Source organism: Corallococcus llansteffanensis, assembly GCF_003612055.1.
Taxonomy (GTDB): domain Bacteria; phylum Myxococcota; class Myxococcia; order Myxococcales; family Myxococcaceae; genus Corallococcus; species Corallococcus llansteffanensis.
Genome location: NZ_RAWB01000142.1, coordinates 1 through 18,757, shown reverse-complemented (window position 1 = coordinate 18,757; position 18,757 = coordinate 1). Strand labels below are relative to the sequence as shown.

The 18,757-nt window shown below is 68.5% G+C and carries 18 protein-coding genes; 12 read left to right on the top strand and 6 right to left on the bottom strand.

Going from position 1 to position 18,757, the window contains the following annotated elements; genetic code table 11:
- Positions 1-125: 125 nt before the first annotated feature.
- The 4 genes from D7V93_RS15680 to D7V93_RS15665 form a co-directional block, all read right to left on the bottom strand.
- Positions 126-629: a hypothetical protein gene (locus D7V93_RS15680; protein ID WP_120644192.1), complete on the bottom strand. Its 504-nt coding sequence runs from the start codon at positions 627-629 to the stop codon at positions 126-128.
- Entirely contained in the window at positions 629-1,528 is a 900-nt protein-coding gene (gene hemF, locus D7V93_RS15675; protein ID WP_120644188.1) for an oxygen-dependent coproporphyrinogen oxidase, read from the bottom strand. The genes D7V93_RS15680 and hemF overlap by 1 nt, the downstream gene beginning before the upstream one ends.
- Before the next feature lie 39 nt (positions 1,529-1,567).
- On the bottom strand, positions 1,568-2,317 hold the full coding sequence (locus D7V93_RS15670) for a hypothetical protein (RefSeq protein WP_244237332.1): 750 nt from the start codon (positions 2,315-2,317) through the stop codon (positions 1,568-1,570).
- Positions 2,318-2,400: 83 nt separating this feature from the next.
- Entirely contained in the window at positions 2,401-2,691 is a 291-nt protein-coding gene (locus D7V93_RS15665; protein WP_120644187.1) for a DUF3467 domain-containing protein, read from the bottom strand.
- Between the two features lie 70 nt (positions 2,692-2,761).
- On the opposite strand from D7V93_RS15665, the gene D7V93_RS15660 reads away from it, so the two are divergent.
- The gene (locus tag D7V93_RS15660) at positions 2,762-3,583 is read left to right on the top strand and encodes an alpha/beta hydrolase (protein ID WP_120644190.1); all 822 of its coding nucleotides are present in this window, start codon (positions 2,762-2,764) and stop codon (positions 3,581-3,583) included.
- Here D7V93_RS15660 and D7V93_RS15655 read toward each other — a convergent pair.
- On the bottom strand, positions 3,537-5,654 hold the full coding sequence (locus D7V93_RS15655; RefSeq protein ID WP_120644186.1) for a hybrid sensor histidine kinase/response regulator: 2,118 nt from the start codon (positions 5,652-5,654) through the stop codon (positions 3,537-3,539). The two genes, D7V93_RS15660 and D7V93_RS15655, sit on opposite strands and share 47 nt — an antisense overlap.
- Before the next feature lie 225 nt (positions 5,655-5,879).
- On the opposite strand from D7V93_RS15655, the gene D7V93_RS15650 reads away from it, so the two are divergent.
- The 7 genes from D7V93_RS15650 (at position 5,880) to D7V93_RS15630 (ending at position 14,082) form a co-directional block, all read left to right on the top strand.
- Complete coding sequence (locus tag D7V93_RS15650) at positions 5,880-6,605, top strand: ABC transporter ATP-binding protein (protein ID WP_120644189.1); 726 nt, start codon at positions 5,880-5,882, stop codon at positions 6,603-6,605.
- Positions 6,602-9,142 carry an ABC transporter permease gene (locus D7V93_RS15645; RefSeq protein WP_120644185.1) on the top strand — a complete coding sequence of 847 codons (2,541 nt, stop codon included), beginning with the start codon at positions 6,602-6,604 and terminating at the stop codon, positions 9,140-9,142. Before D7V93_RS15650 ends, D7V93_RS15645 begins: the two co-directional genes overlap by 4 nt.
- A 3-nt stretch (positions 9,143-9,145) precedes the next feature.
- Positions 9,146-10,351, top strand: coding sequence for a lipocalin-like domain-containing protein (locus tag D7V93_RS15640; protein ID WP_120644184.1), 1,206 nt, complete (start codon positions 9,146-9,148; stop codon positions 10,349-10,351).
- Between the two features lie 90 nt (positions 10,352-10,441).
- On the top strand, positions 10,442-11,368 hold the full coding sequence (locus tag D7V93_RS15635) for a ParA family protein (RefSeq protein WP_120644183.1): 927 nt from the start codon (positions 10,442-10,444) through the stop codon (positions 11,366-11,368).
- Entirely contained in the window at positions 11,365-11,892 is a 528-nt protein-coding gene (locus D7V93_RS44450) for a hypothetical protein (RefSeq protein WP_147451191.1), read from the top strand. Before D7V93_RS15635 ends, D7V93_RS44450 begins: the two co-directional genes overlap by 4 nt.
- A 9-nt stretch (positions 11,893-11,901) precedes the next feature.
- Positions 11,902-13,038 (top strand): hypothetical protein, encoded by a 1,137-nt coding sequence (locus tag D7V93_RS44445; protein WP_147451190.1) that lies wholly within the window; start codon positions 11,902-11,904, stop codon positions 13,036-13,038.
- Between the two features lie 60 nt (positions 13,039-13,098).
- On the top strand, positions 13,099-14,082 hold the full coding sequence (locus tag D7V93_RS15630) for an SDR family NAD(P)-dependent oxidoreductase (RefSeq protein ID WP_120644182.1): 984 nt from the start codon (positions 13,099-13,101) through the stop codon (positions 14,080-14,082).
- Between the two features lie 10 nt (positions 14,083-14,092).
- Here D7V93_RS15630 and D7V93_RS15625 read toward each other — a convergent pair whose 3' ends face one another.
- The gene (locus D7V93_RS15625) at positions 14,093-14,512 is read right to left on the bottom strand and encodes a YybH family protein (RefSeq protein ID WP_158623755.1); all 420 of its coding nucleotides are present in this window, start codon (positions 14,510-14,512) and stop codon (positions 14,093-14,095) included.
- A 419-nt stretch (positions 14,513-14,931) separates the two neighbouring features.
- Here D7V93_RS15625 and D7V93_RS15620 point away from each other — a divergent pair, with 419 nt between their 5' ends.
- From D7V93_RS15620 to D7V93_RS15605, 4 genes are all read left to right on the top strand, one after another.
- Positions 14,932-15,177, top strand: coding sequence for a hypothetical protein (locus D7V93_RS15620; protein WP_120644180.1), 246 nt, complete (start codon positions 14,932-14,934; stop codon positions 15,175-15,177).
- A gap of 216 nt (positions 15,178-15,393) precedes the next feature.
- On the top strand, positions 15,394-16,878 hold the full coding sequence (gene glpK / locus D7V93_RS15615; RefSeq protein WP_120644179.1) for a glycerol kinase GlpK: 1,485 nt from the start codon (positions 15,394-15,396) through the stop codon (positions 16,876-16,878).
- 74 nt (positions 16,879-16,952) lie between these two features.
- Complete coding sequence (locus D7V93_RS15610; RefSeq protein ID WP_120644178.1) at positions 16,953-17,264, top strand: 4a-hydroxytetrahydrobiopterin dehydratase; 312 nt, start codon at positions 16,953-16,955, stop codon at positions 17,262-17,264.
- On the top strand, positions 17,261-18,517 hold the full coding sequence (locus D7V93_RS15605) for a hypothetical protein (protein ID WP_120644177.1): 1,257 nt from the start codon (positions 17,261-17,263) through the stop codon (positions 18,515-18,517). Before D7V93_RS15610 ends, D7V93_RS15605 begins: the two co-directional genes overlap by 4 nt.
- Positions 18,518-18,757: the final 240 nt, after the last annotated feature.

Below are 18,757 nucleotides of genomic sequence, written 5' to 3'. Positions count from 1 at the left end.
GGCCGGCCCCTTGTCGGAGCGGGGTCCGCTGCGGGGGTCTCCCCCCACGCGGGGGCCTCGGATGTCGCCGACGTGTCCCATCCCCGGGATTCTCGCACAACGAGAACCCGGAGTTGTCCGGGGGGCTACTCCCCCTCGTGCTCCGCCTCCACGGCGCTGGTCATTCCGTTGGCATCCAGACGGATCCGGTAGACGGCGTTGAGGCCGTCGCCGTCCGCGTCCACGCGGGCGAGGCAGGACACCTCCGGCTCGCCCACCGGGCTCTCCTGCACTGCCACCTCGTACTGGAAGTGCACGGCGGGGCCCGGCTCGAAGCCGATGCGGTGGAAGTCCTCGTGGTCGTGGGGGAAGGGCACCGACTCCCTGCCCTTGGGCACGGGGACGGGGAACGGCGCGATGGGCACGTAGTCGCCGTGCTCGTCCCGGTACGACTGCACGGCGTCACACAGGGCCAGCACCTGGATGCGCGCCTCGCGGGCCAGGTCCTCCGGCGACGGGCGCCGGGGGCCCCAGAAGATGACGAGGAGGGCCAGGGCCATGCCCGCCACCACCGCGCCGATGAGGCCCAGGGCCAACGCCCGCCTGACGCGGGGCGGAGGCGTGGCTCCTGTCGGGGACTCGGAGGGCATCAGGCCCACTCCCGGGGGTTGCGCAGCACCTCTTCCAGCCGGGCCTCGGGGGTGCCGGGCTCCGGGTGGTAGTCGTAGCGCCAGCGCACGCGAGGCGGCAGGGACATGAGGATGGACTCCGTGCGCCCCTGGGTCTCCAGGCCGAAGATGGTGCCCCGGTCGTAGACGAGGTTGAACTCCACGTAGCGGCCCCGGCGTACCTCCTGCCAGAAGCGCTGCTGTTCCGTCACCGGCGTGTCCTTGCGCCGCTCGGCGATGGGCAGGTACGCGGGGATGAAGGCGTTGCCGCACGACTGCACGAAGGCGAACTCGCGCTCCAGGTCGCCGCCCATGTTCTCGAAGAAGAGGCCGCCCACGCCGCGCGCCTCGCCCCGGTGGCGCACGTGGAAGTACGAATCACACGCGGCCTTGAAGCGCGGGTAGTAGGTGGCGTCATGCGCGTCGCACGCGGCCTTGTGCACGCGGTGGAAGTGGGCCGCGTCCTCGTCCTGCAGGTAGTACGGCGTCAGGTCCGCGCCGCCGCCGAACCACGCGCGCGCGCCCTGCTGGATGAAGCGGTAGTTGGCGTGCACGGTGGGCACGTGCGGGCTTCGGGGGTGCAGCACCAGCGACAGGCCACCAGCCCAGAAGGAGCGCCCCTCGCCCTGGAGCTTCTTCGCGAAGGCCTCCTCCAGTTCGCCGTGGACGATGGAGGTGTTGACGCCCGCCTTCTCCAGGACGGCGCCCTCCTCCAGCACGCGGCTGCGACCGCCGCCGCCGCCCGGACGGCTCCACGCGTCCTCGCGGAAGCGGCCCTGCCCGTCCAGCGTCTCCAGCGCGCCGCAGATGTCGTCCTGGAGCTTCTGGATGAAGGCGGTCATCCGCCCCTTCATCGCCTCCACGTCCACCGTCGCCGTCATGTGCCCGAGTCTCCCGTGCGGTTCCGGGCGCGGATGCTACTAGGGCCCCTTGGCGGATGGGGCCTCGAAGTCCACCGGCGGCGTGGACGGCGCCAGGTTGCCCGCCGCGTCGAAGGCCTCGATGCGCGCCCGGTAGCTGCGGCCATCCTCCAGCGCGAACGCACCGCCGCAGGCCTCATGGCCCAGATAAGCGGTGTTGGACTGCACGGGCAGCAGGTACTGCTGCGGGCTGACGCCCAGCCGGCGGGGGGCCAGCTTCACGACGAGGTAGGACGGGCTCTCCTCGCGCAGGGCGAGGTTCAGCTTCACGAACCGCGCGATGCCCTGCGGCGAGCGGCGCACGAAGCCCTCCGACACGGCGGGCCGCTTCACCCACTTGGGCGCCTTGAGGTCCGGGCCCTTGCCGCTGAGCCATGAAGGCTGGACGCCCGCGCGGCCGTTGAGCACCGACACGTTGGGCAGCAGCGCGTCCAGGCGCAGCGTGTAGCGCTTGTCGGGCTGCATCGGCTCCGCCGGCTTGAGGATGACGATGGCGCGGCCCAGGGTGCTCTCCCAGCCCTTGGTCACCTTGAGCTTCACCGCGTGGCCCTCCGCCTCCAGCGTCAGCGGCTTGCCCACCAGCGCCAGCACGGGCGAGCGCGCGGTCCCCACGCCCTCCAGCAGGAGGCGCATGTTGGTGGGGACGATGCCCCCGGGCGAGGGGTACAGCTGCACGCCGTCCCCGGTGCACTGGGCGGAGGCGGAGGCGGCACAGAACAGGGCGGCGACGAACACGCAGGCTCGGAACACGGTGCCCTCCAGTGTGCGCCGGGAACGCGCACGGGGAAAGTCAAAGCGGGCCCTGGCTCCGGGCCCGTGGGGAACAGCGGCTTTCAGTGCCTGCGCCCCTCGTCGTCGTTCAGCACGATGGGGCCGAAGCGCGCCTCGTAGCGCTGCACGTTCTCCTGGAGGGCCAGGAGCAGGCGCTTCAGGTGACGCGGGTTGGTGATGATGCGCGAGCGCACGCGGGCCAGGGGCTGCTGCGGCTGGACGTAGAGAAAATCCAGCACGAACTCCGTGTCCGTGTGGTTCACCAGGGCCAGGTTGGAGTACTGACCGTTGGCCACCTCGTCATCCATCTGCACCTGAAGCTGCATGTCCGGGGGTTTCGGAGTGTCCGCCATGAATCAGGCGGCATAGCGCCTGGGGCCCGTCATGGCCAGTGTCCACCGGGTGGGAACGCGCTGGCGGGACATCGACGGGGAGTCCACGGCGCCCTTCGCGCTGGGCCGGGGCCTGGACGCCTGCCTGCTCCTGCATGGCTTCACCGGCAGCCCCTGGGAGGTGCGGCCCCTGGGCGAGGCGCTGGCGGCGCGGGGCCTGCGCGTCGTGGCGCCCCGGCTTCCAGGCCACGGCACCACGCCGGAGGCGCTGCTGGACGTGGACCACCGCGACTGGCAGGACGCCGCGGACGAGGCGCTTCAGGCCTTGAGCGGCCACCGCCGCGTGTTCGTGGCGGGGCTGTCCATGGGAGCGCTCCTGGCGCTGCGGCTGGCCGCGCATCATCCGGACCGGGTGCACGGCCTGGCGCTGGTGGCGCCCGCGGTGCGCTTCCGCGGCCCGCGCATGGCGCTGGTGCGCCAGCTGTGCCGCACGCCGCTGCTCGAGTGGACGACGCCGTGGGTGGACAAGGGCGGCACGGACATCTCCGACCCCGCGACGCTGGCCGAGGCGCCCGTGCTGGCGGCCTTCCCCGTGGCCCGGCTGAGGGATTTGTGCACGCTGCAGGACCTGGCGGTGACGGACGCGCCCCGGGTGAGGTGCCCGGTGCTGGTGGCGACCGCGGAGCAGGACCACGTGGTGGATCCGGAGGGTGGACGCTGGCTGGCGCGGCGGCTGACGGCGGCGCCGGAGGTGCGGCTCGTGGCGTTCCGGGAGGGCTTCCACATCATCCCCCGCGACGTGTCCGGGCCGCTGCTGGCCACGGAGGTGGGGGACTTCGTGGAGCGCTGGCGCGAGGGCGACGGCGTCAGGGCTGCTTCGGGATGGGAGGCGCAAGCCGCGCCACCGCCGTGAGCAGCTCCACCGCGTCGAGCGGCTTGGTCACGAAGGCGCTGAAGCCCGCGCGCAGGGCCCGGTCGCGGTCCTCGCGGCGGGCCGCGGCGGTGACGGCCAGCGCGGGCACCCCGCCCCCGGAGTCCCACGCCAGCGAGCGCAGCCGGTACAGCAGCGAATAGCCGTCCTCGCCGGACAGCGTCACGTCCGTCACCAGCACCGTGGGCGGGGAGCGACGCACCTCGTCCATCGCGTCGGTGACGTTGGTGGCGGTGAGCACGTGGGCGCCCACGCGGGTGAGCAGCACGGACATCCACTCGCGCGCGTCCGGTTCGCCGTCCACCACCAGCACGCGCTGGCCCTCCAGCTCCGGGAAGCGCGGCAGCGTCACACCCTCCAGCGGCTTGGGCCCGCGCATCACGCCCGGCGACGTCCCGATGCGCGAGCGGGGCAGGAAGACGGTGAAGGTGGAGCCCTGGCCCTGCCCTTCGCTGGCCGCGGACACGGTGCCTCCGTGCAGCTCCACCAGGTGCCGGACGATGGACAGCCCCAGGCCCAGGCCGCCGTGCTGCCGGCTGACGCCCGTGTCCGCCTGCTGGAAGCGCTGGAAGAGGAAGGGCAGGAAGTCGGCGGGGATGCCCTCGCCGTCGTCCTTCACCACCAGCTCCGCGCCCTCGTCTCGCGCGCGCGCGGACACCGACACGCGGCCCCCGGGTGGGGTGAACTTGATGGCATTGGCGAGCAGGTTCCACACCACCTGTTGCAGGCGGTCCGGGTCGCCGAACAGCGGCACGCCGTCCGGATCCACGGAGACGTCCAGCGTCAGCTCGCGCGCGAGCGCCGTGGGCCGCACCGCGTCCAGCGCCGCGTCCACCACGCGCCCCAGCTCCAGCGGCACCGGCTCCAATCGCAGCCGTCCGTTGGCGATGCGACTGATGTCCAGCAGGTCCTCAATGAGCTGTCTTTGGGCGCGGGCGTTGCGTTCGATGGCCTCCACGGCGCGCTGGCGCTTGTCCTCGCCCAGCAGGCCCTGCCGCAGCATCTGCGACCAGCCGAGGATGGACGTGAGCGGCGTGCGCAGCTCGTGCGACACCGTGGCCAGGAAGGCGTCCTTGGCGCGGCTGGCGGCCTCGGCGGCGCTCCGGGCCCCACGCTCCTCGTCGTACAGCCGCGCGCGGTCCAGGGCCTGCGCGCACTGGCGGCCCACCGTCATCATGAAGGCGCGCTCCGCTGCGTCGAAGTCGCGCGCGTCGCCGAAGCCCAGCCCCAGCACGCCGAACACGCGGCCCCCACTCACCAGCGGCACCGAGGCCCACCCCTTCAAGGCCAGCTCACGCGGCAGCTCCGCCAGGCGCGGGTAGCGCTCCATGCACTCCGTCCAGGAGCCCATCGCGCACGGCTCGCGGGTGCGCGCCACATCCGTGAGGGGACAGGAGGCGGAGACCTCGAAGTGCCGCCAGCCCTCCAGGTTGCCCGGGGAGAAGCCGTGCGCGGCGACGCGCTCGAAGATGTCCTCGGACTCCTGCGAGGGCACCACCACGAGGCTGGTGACGGCCCCCAGGGCGATGGCCCCCTCGCGCGCGGCCACCTCCACCACCTGACCGGGGGTGAGCGCCTCGGAGAGCGCGGCGGTCACCGCCTGCAGCCGTTCGGTGCGCCAGGACGCGGTGGTCCACGCGGCGCGGCGGGTCCGCACCAGCTCCGTCACGTCCACCGCGAAGGCGAGCACACCCTCTACCTGGCCCTTCGCGTCGCGGCGGGGCAGGAGCGACAGGTTGAAGAAGAGCTCCTCGTCGGAGGGGCGCGCGCGGGCGCTCGTCTCCCGCAGGTGCAGGGCCTGCCCGGTGGTGAAGACGCGGTCCCAGGCGTCGTGCCAGGAGGAACCATGCAGGTGGGGACAGGCCTCGCGAAGGGAGACGCCCACCCGTCCGCGCGTGTCGAGCAGCGCCAGGCGCGTGGCGGTGCTGAACTCGATGAGGTGGCCCGGCCCGCGATAGAGGCCGAAGAAGGCGGGCAGTTGCTGGAGCAGCTCCTGGAGTTGAAGGGGCTCGCCGTCGGGCGCGGCCACCCAGCCGGCCTGGGCTTCGTTCACGAGTTGCCCCCTCCCTTCCCTGGCGGGCGCCAGGGCCTCCTCGCGGGAAGCGGTAGCGATTAAACGTCAGGAGTTCCCGCCTGGCACGAAAAGCAATCCAGGGGCGCCGCCAAGTGTCGGGGGATGGGCGGTGTTACAGGCTGCTGGCGTCCAGTAGAGGGCATCCGCCCCGGAGCGCGGGGAAACGGTCCCGGGTGCGGGCATCGGTTATGTCGGATGTCAGGCATGCCTTCTCCTCTTCCCGATTCGCGGCCTCTCGTCGAACTGCGCGGCGTCACCAAGTCGTATGCGGAAGGCGACTCCGTGCGCGAGGTGCTGTCCGGCACGTCGCTCACCCTGCACCGCGGCGAGTTCGTGGTGCTGCTGGGCCGCAGTGGCTCCGGCAAGTCCACGCTGCTCAACCTCATCAGCGGCATCGACCAGGCGACGACGGGCGAGATCCTGGTGGAGGGCCGCGACCTGGGGCGCATGAAGGAGCGCGAGCGCACGCTGCTGCGCCGCGAGCGCGTGGGCTTCATCTTCCAGGCGTTCAACCTGCTGCCCACGCTGACGGTGGAGGAGAACGTGCGGCTGCCCCTGGAGCTGCTCGGCCGCACGGGCGCGGAGGCCAGCGCGAGGGCGCGCGAACTGCTCACGCGCGTGGGGCTCGCGGGCCGGGCGGGCAGCTTCCCGGACCGGCTGTCCGGCGGCGAACAGCAGCGCGTGGCGGTGGCGCGAGCGCTGGCCCATGCGCCGCCGCTGCTGCTGGCGGACGAGCCCACGGGCAACCTGGACGAGGAGACCGGCAAGCACGTGCTGGACCTGCTGGAGGGGCTCACGCGCCAGGGAGATGCGTGCGCGCTCATCGTCACGCACGAGCCCGGGATGGCGGCCCGCGCGGACCGGGTGCTGACGATGGAAGGCGGCCGGCTGGTGGAGCGGCCCGGCGGCGCGCGCAAGGTGACGCCGTGAAGGCGCTGCTCGCGCGCTCCAGCCTGCGCCACCTGGGCGGGCACCCGTGGCTCACCGCGCTGTCGCTGCTGGGCATCGCGATGGGCGTGGCGGTGGTGGTGTCCATCGACCTGGCGAGCGGCAGCGCACTGCGAGCCTTCGAGCAGTCCACGGACGTCGTCGCCGGCAAGGCCACGCATCAAATCGTGGGCGGCACGTCGGGCCTGCCCGAAGGGGTCTACACCGCGCTGAAGCTGCGGCCGGATGCGCCCGCGGCGGCGCCCGTGGTGCAGGGCTTCGTGCAGGTGGAAGGCGGCAACCAGCGCACGCTCACGCTGCTGGGATTGGATCCCTTCGCGGAGGCGCCCTTCCGCGACTTCTCCACCGGCAATGCGGTGGGGGACGTGGGCGCGCTGCTCACGAAGCCCGGCACGGTGGTGATGGGCGCGAAGACGGCGCGGGCCCTGGGCGTGAAGGCGGGGGACACGCTGCCGGTGATGGTGTCGGGGCTGCGCAAGGAGTTGCATGTGTCGGCCCTGCTGTCCCCGGCGCAGGAGGCGACGGAGCGGGCGCTGGAGTCGCTGGTGATTTCGGACCTCTCCACCGCGCAGGAGGTGCTGGAGCAGCAGGGAAAGCTGACGCGCGTGGACCTGAGCCTTCCGGGTGGCGAAGCGCAGGCAGAGCGCCTGCGGGCCGCCCTGCCCCCGGGCGCGGAGCTGGTGCAGACGTCGGGGCGCGCGGGCACGGTGGAGCAGATGACGCGGGCGTTCCGCACCAACCTCACCGCGCTGTCGCTGCTGGCGCTCGTGGTGGGGATGTTCCTCATCTACAACACGATGACGTTCTCCGTGGTGCAGCGGCGCGGGATGCTGGGCCGGCTGCGCGCGGTGGGAGTGACGCGCGGGGAGCTGTTCGGGCTGGTGCTGGGCGAGGCGCTGGTGCTGGGCGTGGTGGGCACCACGGCGGGCCTGCTGCTGGGCATCCTGATGGCCAGTGGGCTCGTGGGCCTCATCACGCGCACCATCAATGACCTGTACTTCGTGGTGAACGTGCGCCGGTTGTCATTGGAGCCGTTCACGCTCATCAAGGGACTGGGCCTGGGACTGGGCGCCACGGTGCTGGCGGCGCTGGTGCCCGCGTGGGAGGCGGCGCGCGCGACACCGGTGACGGCGCTGCGGCGCTCGACGGAGGAGGACGTGTCGCACCGGAGGGCGCCCCAGCGGGCGTTGCTGGGATTGGGGCTCCTGGCTGTCTCGGTGGGGCTGCTCGCGTGGCCCACACAGGCGCTGCCGCCCGCGTACGCGGGGCTGTTCGGCGTGATGATGGGCACCGCGCTGCTGGTGCCCTGGGTGACGGAGAAGCTGACCCTGGCGGCGGCGTGGCCCCTGGGCGCACTGTTCGGTCCGCTGGGGCGCATGGCGGCGCGCGGGGTGACGGCGAGCCTGTCGCGCACGGCGGTGGCGCTGGCGGCGCTGATGGTCGCGGTGGCGACGACGGTGGGCGTGGGGCTGATGGTGTCCAGCTTCCGGGGCACGGTGGTGGCGTGGCTGGAGTCCGCGTTGCAGGCGGACGTGTTCGTGTCCCCGCCGTCGCTGGTGGCACGGCGCGGGGACTCCGCGATGGTGCCGGGGCTCGCGGAGAAGCTGCGCGCCACGCCCGGCGTCGCGGCGAGCGGCTCCATCCGCGTGGTGCACGTGCGCGTCGGGGAGGTGGACACGGACCTGCTGGCCATCGACTTCGCGGAGGGACAGGAGCGGAGCTATCGCTTCAAGGAAGGGCGCACCGAGGACATCTGGCGGCAGGTGAATGCGTCGCCGGACATGCTGCTCGTGTCGGAGCCCTTCGCCTTCCATCGCAAGGTGCGCGCGGGCGACACGTTGCGCGTGTCCACGGACCAGGGACCGCACGACTTCCGCGTGGCGGGCGTGTACTTCGACTACGGCTCGGACGTGGGGACGGTGATGATGCCGCGCGCCACGTATGACCATTGGTACGCGGATCGGAGCGTCACGGGGCTGTCGCTGTACGCGGCGCCGGGGCAGGACGTGGACGAGCTGGTGTCCCGGGTGCGCGACCGCGCGGGCGGAGCGCAGGCGTTGAACGTGCGAGCGAACAAGGTGCTGCGGCAGACGTCGCTGGAGGTGTTCGACCGCACCTTCACCATCACGCAGGTGCTGCGCCTGCTGGCGATTGGCGTGGCGTTCGTGGGCGTGCTGAGCGCGTTGATGTCACTGCAACTGGAGCGGGCGCGGGAGTTCGCGGTGCTGCGCGCGACGGGGCTCACGCCGGGACAGCTCTGGGGCATGGTGTCGTTGCAGACGGGGCTGCTGGGATTGCTCGCGGGGTTGTTCTCCATCCCGTTGGGATTGGCCTTGGCCTACGTGCTGGTACACGTCATCAACCAGCGCTCGTTCGGATGGACGTTGCAGCTGGTGGTGGCGCCCGGCGTGGTGGGACAGGCGATGGTGCTGGCATTGGTGGCGGCGGCGCTCGCGGGGCTGTACCCGGCGTGGCGGATGGCGCGCGCGAACCCGGCGATGGCGTTGCGGGAGGAGTGAGGCATGGGCCGCGGACTCGTCATCGGGGTGGTGTTGGTGTTGGCGACGCTGGGCGTGGCGGTGGGCGTCGTAATGAGGGACACGGAGCAAGCGGGCCCGGACGGCTCCGGCTCGATGACCGTCACGAGCGCGCTGGGAGGCGGAGGCAGCCTGGAGGGCTATTCGCGCGCCGTGGCGCCGCGTCCCTTCCGCTTCCCGGAGGACCACGGGCCGCACCCCGACTTCCGCACCGAGTGGTGGTACTGGACGGGCAACCTGGAGACGGAGGACGGGCGGGCCTTCGGCTATCAGTTCACGGTGTTCCGCAGCGCGCTCGCGCCGGAGAAGCCGGAGCGGGCTTCCGCCTGGGGCACGCGGCAGGTCGCCATGGCGCACTTCACGGTGACGGACGTGAGCGCCGGACGGTTCCACGTCACCGAGCGTTTCAGCCGCGCGGCCCTGGGGCTCTCGGGCGCGGACGGCTCACCGTTCCAGGTCTGGGTTCAGGACTGGGACGTGCGGAGCGAAGGCACGGCGAGCACGTGGCCCCTGCACCTGCGAGCGCAGGGTGACGGCGTGACGCTGGACCTGGTGATGGACGAGGGCAAGCCGCCGGTGCTCCAGGGCGACCGGGGGCTGAGCAAGAAGGGGCCGGGACAGGGCAACGCGTCCTATTACTACTCGATGACGCGCATGCCTTCGCGCGGCACCGTGTCCGTGGATGGGCAGACGGTGTCCGTGAAGGGCGAGAGCTGGATGGACCGGGAGTGGAGCACCAGCGCGCTCGGCCCGGACCTGGTGGGCTGGGATTGGTTCGCGCTCCAGCTCTCCGACGGCAGCGAGCTGATGAACTACCAGCTGCGCAACAAGGACGGGACCGCCGACCCGTTCAGCGCGGGCACCTGGGTGCCGCCCACCGGCGAGTCCGTGCACCTGACCCGCGAGGACGTGAAGCTGGAGGTGCTGGCCACCTGGAAGAGTCCGCGCGGAGGCGTGTATCCGTCACGCTGGCGCGTGCAGGTTCCGAAGTTGTCCCTGGACCTCACCGTGACGCCGAAGTTGGAGAACCAGGAGCTGCCGGTGAGCGTGCGCTACTGGGAGGGCGCGGTGTCACTGGAGGGCACGCGCGAGGGCAAGCCCGTGCAGGGGCGCGGCTACGTGGAGCTGACGGGGTACGCGGACGTCGTCCGGCGCTCGGCGGACGAGACGACCCGCAGCCGCACGCCCTAAAGCCTGAGCGATACACCCGCCGGCTATTCTCACTCTGTCGAAACCATTCAAGGTAAGATACAGACCGACCACCCACCGCCACGCCCACTTATGCCCCCCGCGCCAATCACAGCAACAACTAGACCCCAATACCCACGCGTCATCTCAGTAGTCAACCTAAAGGGAGGTGTAGGAAAAACAACACTCTGTGTCAACCTCGCCTATGGCCTAGCATATTTCAAAGACAAACGAGTTCTCCTGATCGATCTCGACCCCCAAGCCAACGCAACACAATACCTCATCTCACAACACACATACCAAAAACTATACCTCTCCAACCCGCCACCAAAGGCAACCATCGTCGAAGCATATGATGAATTCGTCCAGGCGACTCGAAACACCGACAACCCGCCAAAAGATCCTGATCGATATATTCAAAAAATATACAGAGGAGAAAAAGGATACCTGGACTTAGTCGCATCAAAACTCGAACTAAGCTTACTCGCCTTCGAAGGAGGCCAAGTACACAAAAACAACCAAGTCCGCTGGCTAATCGAATCAGTACAGGAGAACTACGACATCGTCCTAATAGACTGTCCACCCACCGTATCTCGAATGCTCATGGGTGGATTCGAAGCATCAGACCACGTACTCGTCCCGATGAAGCCAGAGTTCCTATCGACAATAGGGCTTCCACTCCTACACAGAACAATAACAAAAACATACAACAAGGAAATAAGCAAAAGGGCCGACTTCCTCAACAAAGAGCTCAGCGTCATCGGAATAGTATACACAATGTCAAACGCAAGCCTGACAATGGCACAAGAGAGCATGTCGGAAATACAAAGGGAGGCAGCTCGCCACAAATATCCCATTTTCGACTCCACCATCTCACAATCAACAAAATTCACTTGGAGCGCCAAGCGCACTCTGCCGATTTTCCGCACGGAGCCAAGCAGTCGATATGCCTCTGAGATTGAACGACTGGTCAACGAGTTCCTTGCCAGACTCCCCAGCGCCGCCTCAAACACACCATGACCACAGCACAAATTTTCTCACTGATAGCCGAGATCTTCACTCTTTCAGCCAAAACAGAGCCCAAATCCATCAGTCTGCTTCATAAATACATTACTGAGAACTTCCAAGGCGAAACCCAAGTCGGTCTACTGACGATACTAAAAGGCATTGAGTATCTCCAGGCCGCATCAAACAACCAGCCTTCTCTCCCAATGCATGCCGAAGAAAACAAGGATCCGTTTCTCCCCACCAGCCCAGTGGATTCCATGACACGTGAATTCAAGGCAATGCTATTGGACGGGACATTTGCTTCGTCCAAGGGAGAATTGGTCGAAATATTCAGAAAAGCCTTTGGCGGTGCCAGTCCCCTCAGGGTTGGAAATAAAGACTCAAAACAAGAACTAATTGAACGAGCTGTCCGTTCATTCAAAACAATGAGCCCGCATGAGCGACGCCAAGTATTCCAACAACTCCGCGTTCTCTATCTCCGCAACCGTCAGTCCAGCTTGGAGCAATGGTCTGAGATCATAACTAAAGGCAAGTAAGGACCAGACATGCTCCCAGAAGACCTCAACGGCAAAGATGGCGCCGCGATAGCTCAAGAATTATTTGGCCAGAATCCAGAAGCCCCCTCTTGGTGGTCACTGGAAAGGTTAGACGACAAGACGCTTGAATGGAAAGACAAGCGCCTCGGGATATCGTGGAAAACGAAACATGGCTTCCTGGTAGCCCTCCGAGAAGTCAGCAGTCTGGCAGACGCCCAGGCATTTGCTTCAAAGAACAAAATATACTTACTTCCCAATGGCGGATTCTACTTCAAGAACACAGCGGAAATATACATTCACAGCACTGGAATTCCAGCACCCGAGCATGTTGTCACCACCGACGACCTCTACTCCATATCTACGGCAACCAACTTGGAGGCGACCGTAGGCTATTCATCTCAATTATTTGTCCGACTCGTCGGTACTCCGTTGGCCGAAATCAACAAAGATGCTCCAGAGCCATATTCAGTAACAACCCTTGTCATCTCACAGGTCGAGAAAGACCAGGTCGGTGGCGCAGCAGAACTAGCGCTCTACCACCTCCGGAAGCAATTTCCTGGCCTTTCCCTCTCATTCTGGCCATTTACCGAGCTTGGGAATGCACCGCGACTCCCCGAGCCAGAACAAGACGTCAGTCCAACCAAATTCGAGGATCTTCCAAACACAGAGCGCACTGAGGCGATTGCATTCTACAATAGAGCGTTGGAGTCTCCTCCTATTCCTGGATTTCTATACTACTACAGAGTACTGGAGTCTTGCTTTGACGACATCCTCGGAGCAACAGTTGACGTTTGGCGCAAAAACACGTCGATCTCGAACACGGAGCTTCTGCAGAAAATCAGAACAATTCAACACAAGGAAGACACATGGTCTCTTCGTCAAGTCTTGTCCAAGATTGTCAATCAAAAGGACCTCGACGAAGCTCATCACGAAAACATCATAGACACCGCAACCGTGGATGTACTGGCGCGTGAAATCTACCTGCGCAGGAACAGCATCGCGCATGGCCGAAAGGGACAGCACCGCAAGGTACTTGTACCTCTTGGCCATTCATTCAACGATGAGTCGGCAAGAGAGCGCGCATGGTATCAGCTGCTAAAGACCCTTGCCGAACGTGCTATTGAGCGATGGATATTCTCAAAGTAAGTACTTAAGCGTCATTCGCCTCATTGCTGGGTCAGTGATTTTTTGCACCTGTGAGACTTCATGAACGTCCTCATCACCGGGGCCACGGGCCTCATCGGCAACGCCATCGCCCACCGGCTCGCGAAAGGTGGGAACACCGTCCGCGCGCTCGTGAGGGATCCGAACAGGGCCGCGGCGCTGCTGCCGGCTTCCGTGCGGTGCTTCCAGGGCGACGTCACCGTCCCCGCCTCCCTGCCCGCCGCGATGCAGGACGTGGACCTCGTCTTCCACGCGGCGGGCATGCCGGAGCAGTGGCACCGCGACGACTCCATCTTCGACCGCGTGAACCGCCAGGGCAGCATCAACGTCCTGTCCGCCGCGCACGCCGCGAAGGTGCGCCGCGTGGTCTACACCTCCACCATGGATGTCTTCGCGGCCCCCCGGGGCGGTGAGGTCATCGAAGCCAACCTCGACCCGCACCCCAAGCCCACCGCCTACGAGCGCTCCAAGCAGGACGCCGAGCGCGCCGTCGAGGCCATCCGCCAGCAGGGCCTGGACGTCGTCTACGTGAATCCCTCCGCCGTCTACGGCCCCAGCCCCGTGCACGTGGGCCTCAACTCCTTCTTCATCCAGTTGCTCAACAAGAAGGCCCCGCTGCTCCCGCCGGGTGGCATGTCCGTCGTCTACGTGGACGGCCTCACCGACGCGCAGCTCGCCGCCGCCGAGCGCGGCGTCAACGGTGAGCGCTACCTCGTCTCCGACCAGTACATCCACAACGCGGACCTGGCGCTCGCCATCCACCGCGCCGCCGGGGCCGGGAAGCCTCCGCCCTCCGCGCCCGTCTTCCTGATGGAGGCCCTGGCCCGCGTGTCCGCGCCGCTCGCGCGCGTGTTCCCCTTCACGCCGCTCGTCGCGCCCGGGCAGCTCTCCTTCATGCGCTGGGAGGCCCACGTGAACTCCGCCAAGGCGCAGCGCGAGCTGGCCTTCCGCCCCACCCCGCTCGAAGAAGGCGTGGCCCAGACCGTGGCCTTCCTGCGCGCGCAGAAGCTCGTGCCCCAGGCCTGAGCGCCGCGCCTCAGTGCGGGCCGGGCGCGGACTCGTGGTAGTGGATCGCCTTCCACGTCCCCGCCTTGCGGTGGAAGAGGAAGCTCACGCGCCCGTCGTTCGTGAACGGCCCCGTCCCGTCCGCGCGCTCACCCTCGAAGTGGTACGTGAAGAAGGCGAAGGCCACCTCGCCGCCCATCAGGTCGAGCGTCACGTCGTCCAGGGTCATCCGCGTGGCCCGCGCCAGGTGCGCGCGCAGGCCGTCGTAGTACTTCGCGATGCCCATCCAGCCGCGCACGGCCTTCGCCCGCTCCTGCGGCACGTAGAGCAGCTGCGGATACTCCCGGTCCCAGAGGGCTTGCAGCTTCGCGACGTCCAACGCCTCGAAGCCGGCGCGGTACTGCTCCAGCAACGCCGTGAGCTGCTGCCTGTCCGTGTCCACCGACGCCATGCACCACCACTCCCTGTCGCGCCACGGAATAGAACGTGGGGGCCCGCCCCACAGGGATGACGGACCCCCACGCATGGTTGCACCAGGAGCGCGGAAGAACGCATCCGCCTTGATGCAACCTGGAGATGCACCGCATGCCGTGGAACCGGGTGACCACCGCCCCACCTCCCGGCTGCCTTCGTTCGAAGGGCAGGCTGCCACCGGCCCTGCTCGCGGAGACATGCATCCAGCTTCCACGCCGCTCCGTAGGCACGTGCCCGCCTGCCCAGCGGGCAGGGACACGGCACCCTGTGTCTCGCGCTCGACACGGGGTGTCGCACTGGTCGGTGGACCCCACTTTAGAACCCATCCCGCGCCCCCACGGGTCCCAACCCCGTGAGGACGTGAAAGCGGATCCACCCATCACCACGGAGTGACACATGGCACTGCTAGGAACCCTGCTGGGCGCACTGAGCGGCTCACGCCGCAGCGGCATGAGCTCGGGCTGGAACCGGGGACGGACCTCCTACGGCCGTCGCCCCATCGGCTATGGCTTTGGCGCCCGGGGACGTCAGCCGAGCAGCGGCTTTGGCGGCTCGCTCGGCCGGATGGCGATGTCCGGACTCGCCGCCTATGGCTTGCGCCGCTTCTTCAACAGCCGCCGCTCGGCTTCCTCCGGGTACTGAGCCGCGGTCGACGGGTGCCGACGCGGTGTCGCCGGGAAGTACCGTGGACTTCCCCCGGACAGGCGCAACCGCCACCGGCCGCTTCGGGCACGGGAGGGTTCCACGGCCTCCTCCCGGTGCCTGACATCCCGCACGCTCCGTCCGTGCGCGCGCCCCCGCCTGGAGTAGGGTCCCCTTCCATGTCCGGCTCCCTGCCGGCGGAAGAGGACTGCAAGCATGGCGAAGGCGAAATACGTCCTGGCCCTGGACCAGGGCACCACCGGTACCCACGTCTCCATCCTCGACACCCGGTTGCAGGTGGTGGGGCGCTCCTACAAGGAGCTGACCCAGCACTTCCCCAAGCCCTCCTGGGTGGAGCACGACCTGAAGGAGATCTGGGCCACCAGCGAGTGGTGCATCGCGCGCGCCCTCAAGGACGCGGGGCTCACCGGCAAGGACATCGCCGTGGTGGGCATCACCAATCAGCGCGAGACGACGGGCCTGTGGACCCGCGACGGCGGCGAACCCCTGGCCCGCGCCATCGTCTGGCAGGACCGCCGCACCTCCGACATCTGCGCGCAGCTCAAGGCCGAAGGTGTCGAGCCCCGCGTGCGTGAGATGACAGGGCTCGTGCTGGACCCGTACTTCTCCGGCACCAAGCTCACCTGGCTCTTCAAGCACCTCAAGGGCGCGAAGAAGCGCGCCGAGCGCGGCGACGTGTGCTTCGGCACCATGGACTCCTGGCTCGTCTACAAGCTCACCGGCGGCGCCGCCCACGTCACCGACGTGTCCAATGCCAGCCGCACCCTGCTCATGGACCTGCGCACGCTCGCGTGGGACGACGAGCTATGTTCGCTCCTGGGCGTTCCCCGCGCGTGCCTGCCGGAAATCAAGGGCAACGCGGAGGTGTATGGCACCACGCGCGGCATGAAGAGCCTGCCGGACGGCGTGCTCGTCGCGGGCATGGCCGGCGACCAGCAGGCCGCCCTCTTCGGCCAGGCGTGCTTCACCCCCGGCGAATCCAAGTGCACCTACGGCACGGGCGCCTTCCTGCTGATGAACACCGGCACCCAGCCGGTGCGCTCCACCGCGGGCCTCCTCACCACCGTGGCGTGGAAGCTGGGCAACACCACGAACTACGCGCTGGAGGGCAGCTCCTTCATCGCGGGCGCCGCGGTGCAGTGGCTGCGCGACGGCCTCAAGGTCATCAAGAAGGCCCCGGACGTGGAGGCGCTCGCCGCCAGCGTGAAGGACTCCGGCGACGTCGTCTTCGTGCCGGCGCTCGCCGGCCTGGGCGCGCCGCACTGGCGCCCGGAGGCGCGGGGCCTGTTCGCCGGCATCGACCGCTCCACCACCGTGGCGCACCTGGCGCGCGCGACGCTGGAGGGCGTGGCCCTGCAGATCTACGACCTGGCGGACGCCATGCGCCGCGACAGCGGACGGGACATCCCCACGTTCAAGGCGGACGGGGGCGCGGCGGCCAACAACCTGCTCATGCAGTACCAGGCCGACCTGCTGGGTGTGCCGGTGGTGCGTCCGCGCAACCTGGAGACCACCGCCCTGGGCGCGGCCTTCCTGGGCGGCCTGGGCGCCGGGGTGTGGACCAGCCCGGATGCCATCCGCCGCGCGTGGAAGGCGGACCGCACCTTCAAGCCGAAGATGAAGCCCGAGGTGCGCGAGCGCCACCTGGAAAAATGGAAGCGGGCGGTTTCGCGGGCGTGAGGTGAAACGCCGAAGTGCGGGCGCCGCACGCGCCGGGGCTTCCATCGGACGGAGGAGCGGGTAGAAAGCGAGGCATGGCCTACGACCGCACGTTGCTCGCCCCGGATGCGCTCCAGACCTTCCTCGCGAAGCATCCCGCCTGGACGCACGAGGGCGGGATGATCCGCCGCGTCTACGAGGCGCCTTCGTTCCTGGAGGGCATCGCCTTCGTGGAGAAGGTGGCGAAGGCCGCGGAGGCCGCCAACCACCACCCGGACATCGACATCCGGTGGCGCAAGGTGACGCTGGCGCTCGTCACCCACGACGCGGGCGGCATCACCTTCCGCGACACCGACCTGGCCGCGGAGGCGGACCGCCTCTTCGCCGAAGGGACCGGCGGTCGGTGAGCGCGGGTTTCCGTGGGGCGGCGTGGGCCCTGGCGTGCGCGGCGTGGTGCGCCGCGTCTCCGGCCCTCGCCCAGGACGACGTACCCACCGAGCCGCGCCCGGAGCGGCTGTACTTCAACTCGGGCGCGCTGCTGGGCTCCTCACGGGTGGTGGGCCTGGGCGGCGCCTACGTGGGCATCGCCGAGGGCGCCGCGGGCTTCCCCAGCAACCTCTCCGCGCTCGCGCAGCGCAGCCCCTCGCTGGAGCGGGACTGGGACCTGGGCGTCACCCTGTCCTGGTTGGATCTGCCCTTCACCAGCACCAAGCGCCGGGACGTGGACAACGACGGCCTCGCCGACGAGTCCGTGGACAGCCGGCAGCTGCTGGGCGCGTTGATGTTGCAATACAAACGCTTCGGCATCGGCTTCCTGTGGCGCAACGGCCGCACCGGCTACTGCCTCACGCCAGGCTGCCGGGGCGAGGGCGAGCAGCTGCGCGTGTCGCTCACCCAGTCCGTGCTCGCGGGCTCGGTGGCATTCGGCCAGGACGACTTCATCCTGTCGCTGGGCATCTTCTCCGCGCAGGCGAGCTTCAGTGAGCTGGGCGACGAATCCTGGCGCTACGGCGACACCGGCGTGGCGGTGGACATGCTGTTCCGTCCCCACGGCCGGCCCTACCGCATTGGCGTGGCGGTGCGGCCGGAGGTGGTGGCCGGCTGGCGCCGCGACGACGGGCAGAGTCCCTTCATCGCGGGGCGTCAAATCTACGCGGCCGTGGTGTCGCCCGCGGTGCTGTCGCTGGGCGCGAGCTGGCGGCTGGGCGAGGGCGCGCACCGCTACAACCGGCTGTCCCCCGCCGCGCGGCGGCAGCTCCAGGTGGAGGGGGACGACCTGCCGGTACCGGCGGAGGAGCCCCAGGACGCGCTCGCCGGCCGGTGGCTCATCACCGCCCAGGTGGACCTCATCTCCAGCGTGAGCAACGCGGTGTCGGCGAACTCGTTCTCCTCCACGGCGGAGCCCCAGCTCGTGGGCGACACCGCCCTGGTCCAGCCGCGCGTGGGCGCCGAATGGGACACCTTCCCGGGCCGCTTGCGCCTGCGCGTGGGCACCTGGCTGGAGGCGTCCCCCTTCCCGGAGCGCAACCCCCGGCCGCACCTCACCGGCGGCCTGGAGCTGTTCCTGCTGCGCTACTGGGAGGACTGGTCCATCAACGCGTCGTTCGACCTGGCGAGCCGCTACTCCAACTGGGGCATCTCCATCGGCTTCTGGCGCTGATGTCTGTGTTTGGGGACGGGTGGGAAAACGCGAGGACCTTCCGGGGTGCTCGCGTGTCCCGTCCAAGGCGCCCCGCCCCCCCAGAGCGCGTGAGCAGCAGCGGGCGACCGAGCAACCTCCAGGGCGTGCGTTGCTGGTGTGCGCGGGCGTGAGAACCCTGCCACTCACGGAGCAGAGGGGGTTTTCATGTATCTGGGGCGGGGGTGGCGCCGGACTGTCGTGGGTGCGACGGTGCTGGGT

Bases quoted from the DNA above. Each gene is read 5' to 3' on its own strand.
- D7V93_RS15680 (WP_120644192.1), bottom strand. From the start codon at position 629: ATGCCCTCCGAGTCCCCGACAGGAGCCACGCCTCCGCCCCGCGTCAGG.
- hemF (WP_120644188.1), bottom strand. From the start codon at position 1,528: ATGACGGCGACGGTGGACGTGGAGGCGATGAAGGGGCGGATGACCGCC.
- D7V93_RS15665 (WP_120644187.1), bottom strand. From the start codon at position 2,691: ATGGCGGACACTCCGAAACCCCCGGACATGCAGCTTCAGGTGCAGATG.
- D7V93_RS15650 (WP_120644189.1), top strand. From the start codon at position 5,880: ATGCCTTCTCCTCTTCCCGATTCGCGGCCTCTCGTCGAACTGCGCGGC.
- D7V93_RS15640 (WP_120644184.1), top strand. From the start codon at position 9,146: ATGGGCCGCGGACTCGTCATCGGGGTGGTGTTGGTGTTGGCGACGCTG.
- D7V93_RS15635 (WP_120644183.1), top strand. From the start codon at position 10,442: ATGCCCCCCGCGCCAATCACAGCAACAACTAGACCCCAATACCCACGC.
- D7V93_RS44450 (WP_147451191.1), top strand. From the start codon at position 11,365: ATGACCACAGCACAAATTTTCTCACTGATAGCCGAGATCTTCACTCTT.
- D7V93_RS44445 (WP_147451190.1), top strand. From the start codon at position 11,902: ATGCTCCCAGAAGACCTCAACGGCAAAGATGGCGCCGCGATAGCTCAA.
- D7V93_RS15630 (WP_120644182.1), top strand. From the start codon at position 13,099: ATGAACGTCCTCATCACCGGGGCCACGGGCCTCATCGGCAACGCCATC.
- D7V93_RS15625 (WP_158623755.1), bottom strand. From the start codon at position 14,512: ATGGCGTCGGTGGACACGGACAGGCAGCAGCTCACGGCGTTGCTGGAG.
- D7V93_RS15620 (WP_120644180.1), top strand. From the start codon at position 14,932: ATGGCACTGCTAGGAACCCTGCTGGGCGCACTGAGCGGCTCACGCCGC.
- glpK (WP_120644179.1), top strand. From the start codon at position 15,394: ATGGCGAAGGCGAAATACGTCCTGGCCCTGGACCAGGGCACCACCGGT.
- D7V93_RS15610 (WP_120644178.1), top strand. From the start codon at position 16,953: ATGGCCTACGACCGCACGTTGCTCGCCCCGGATGCGCTCCAGACCTTC.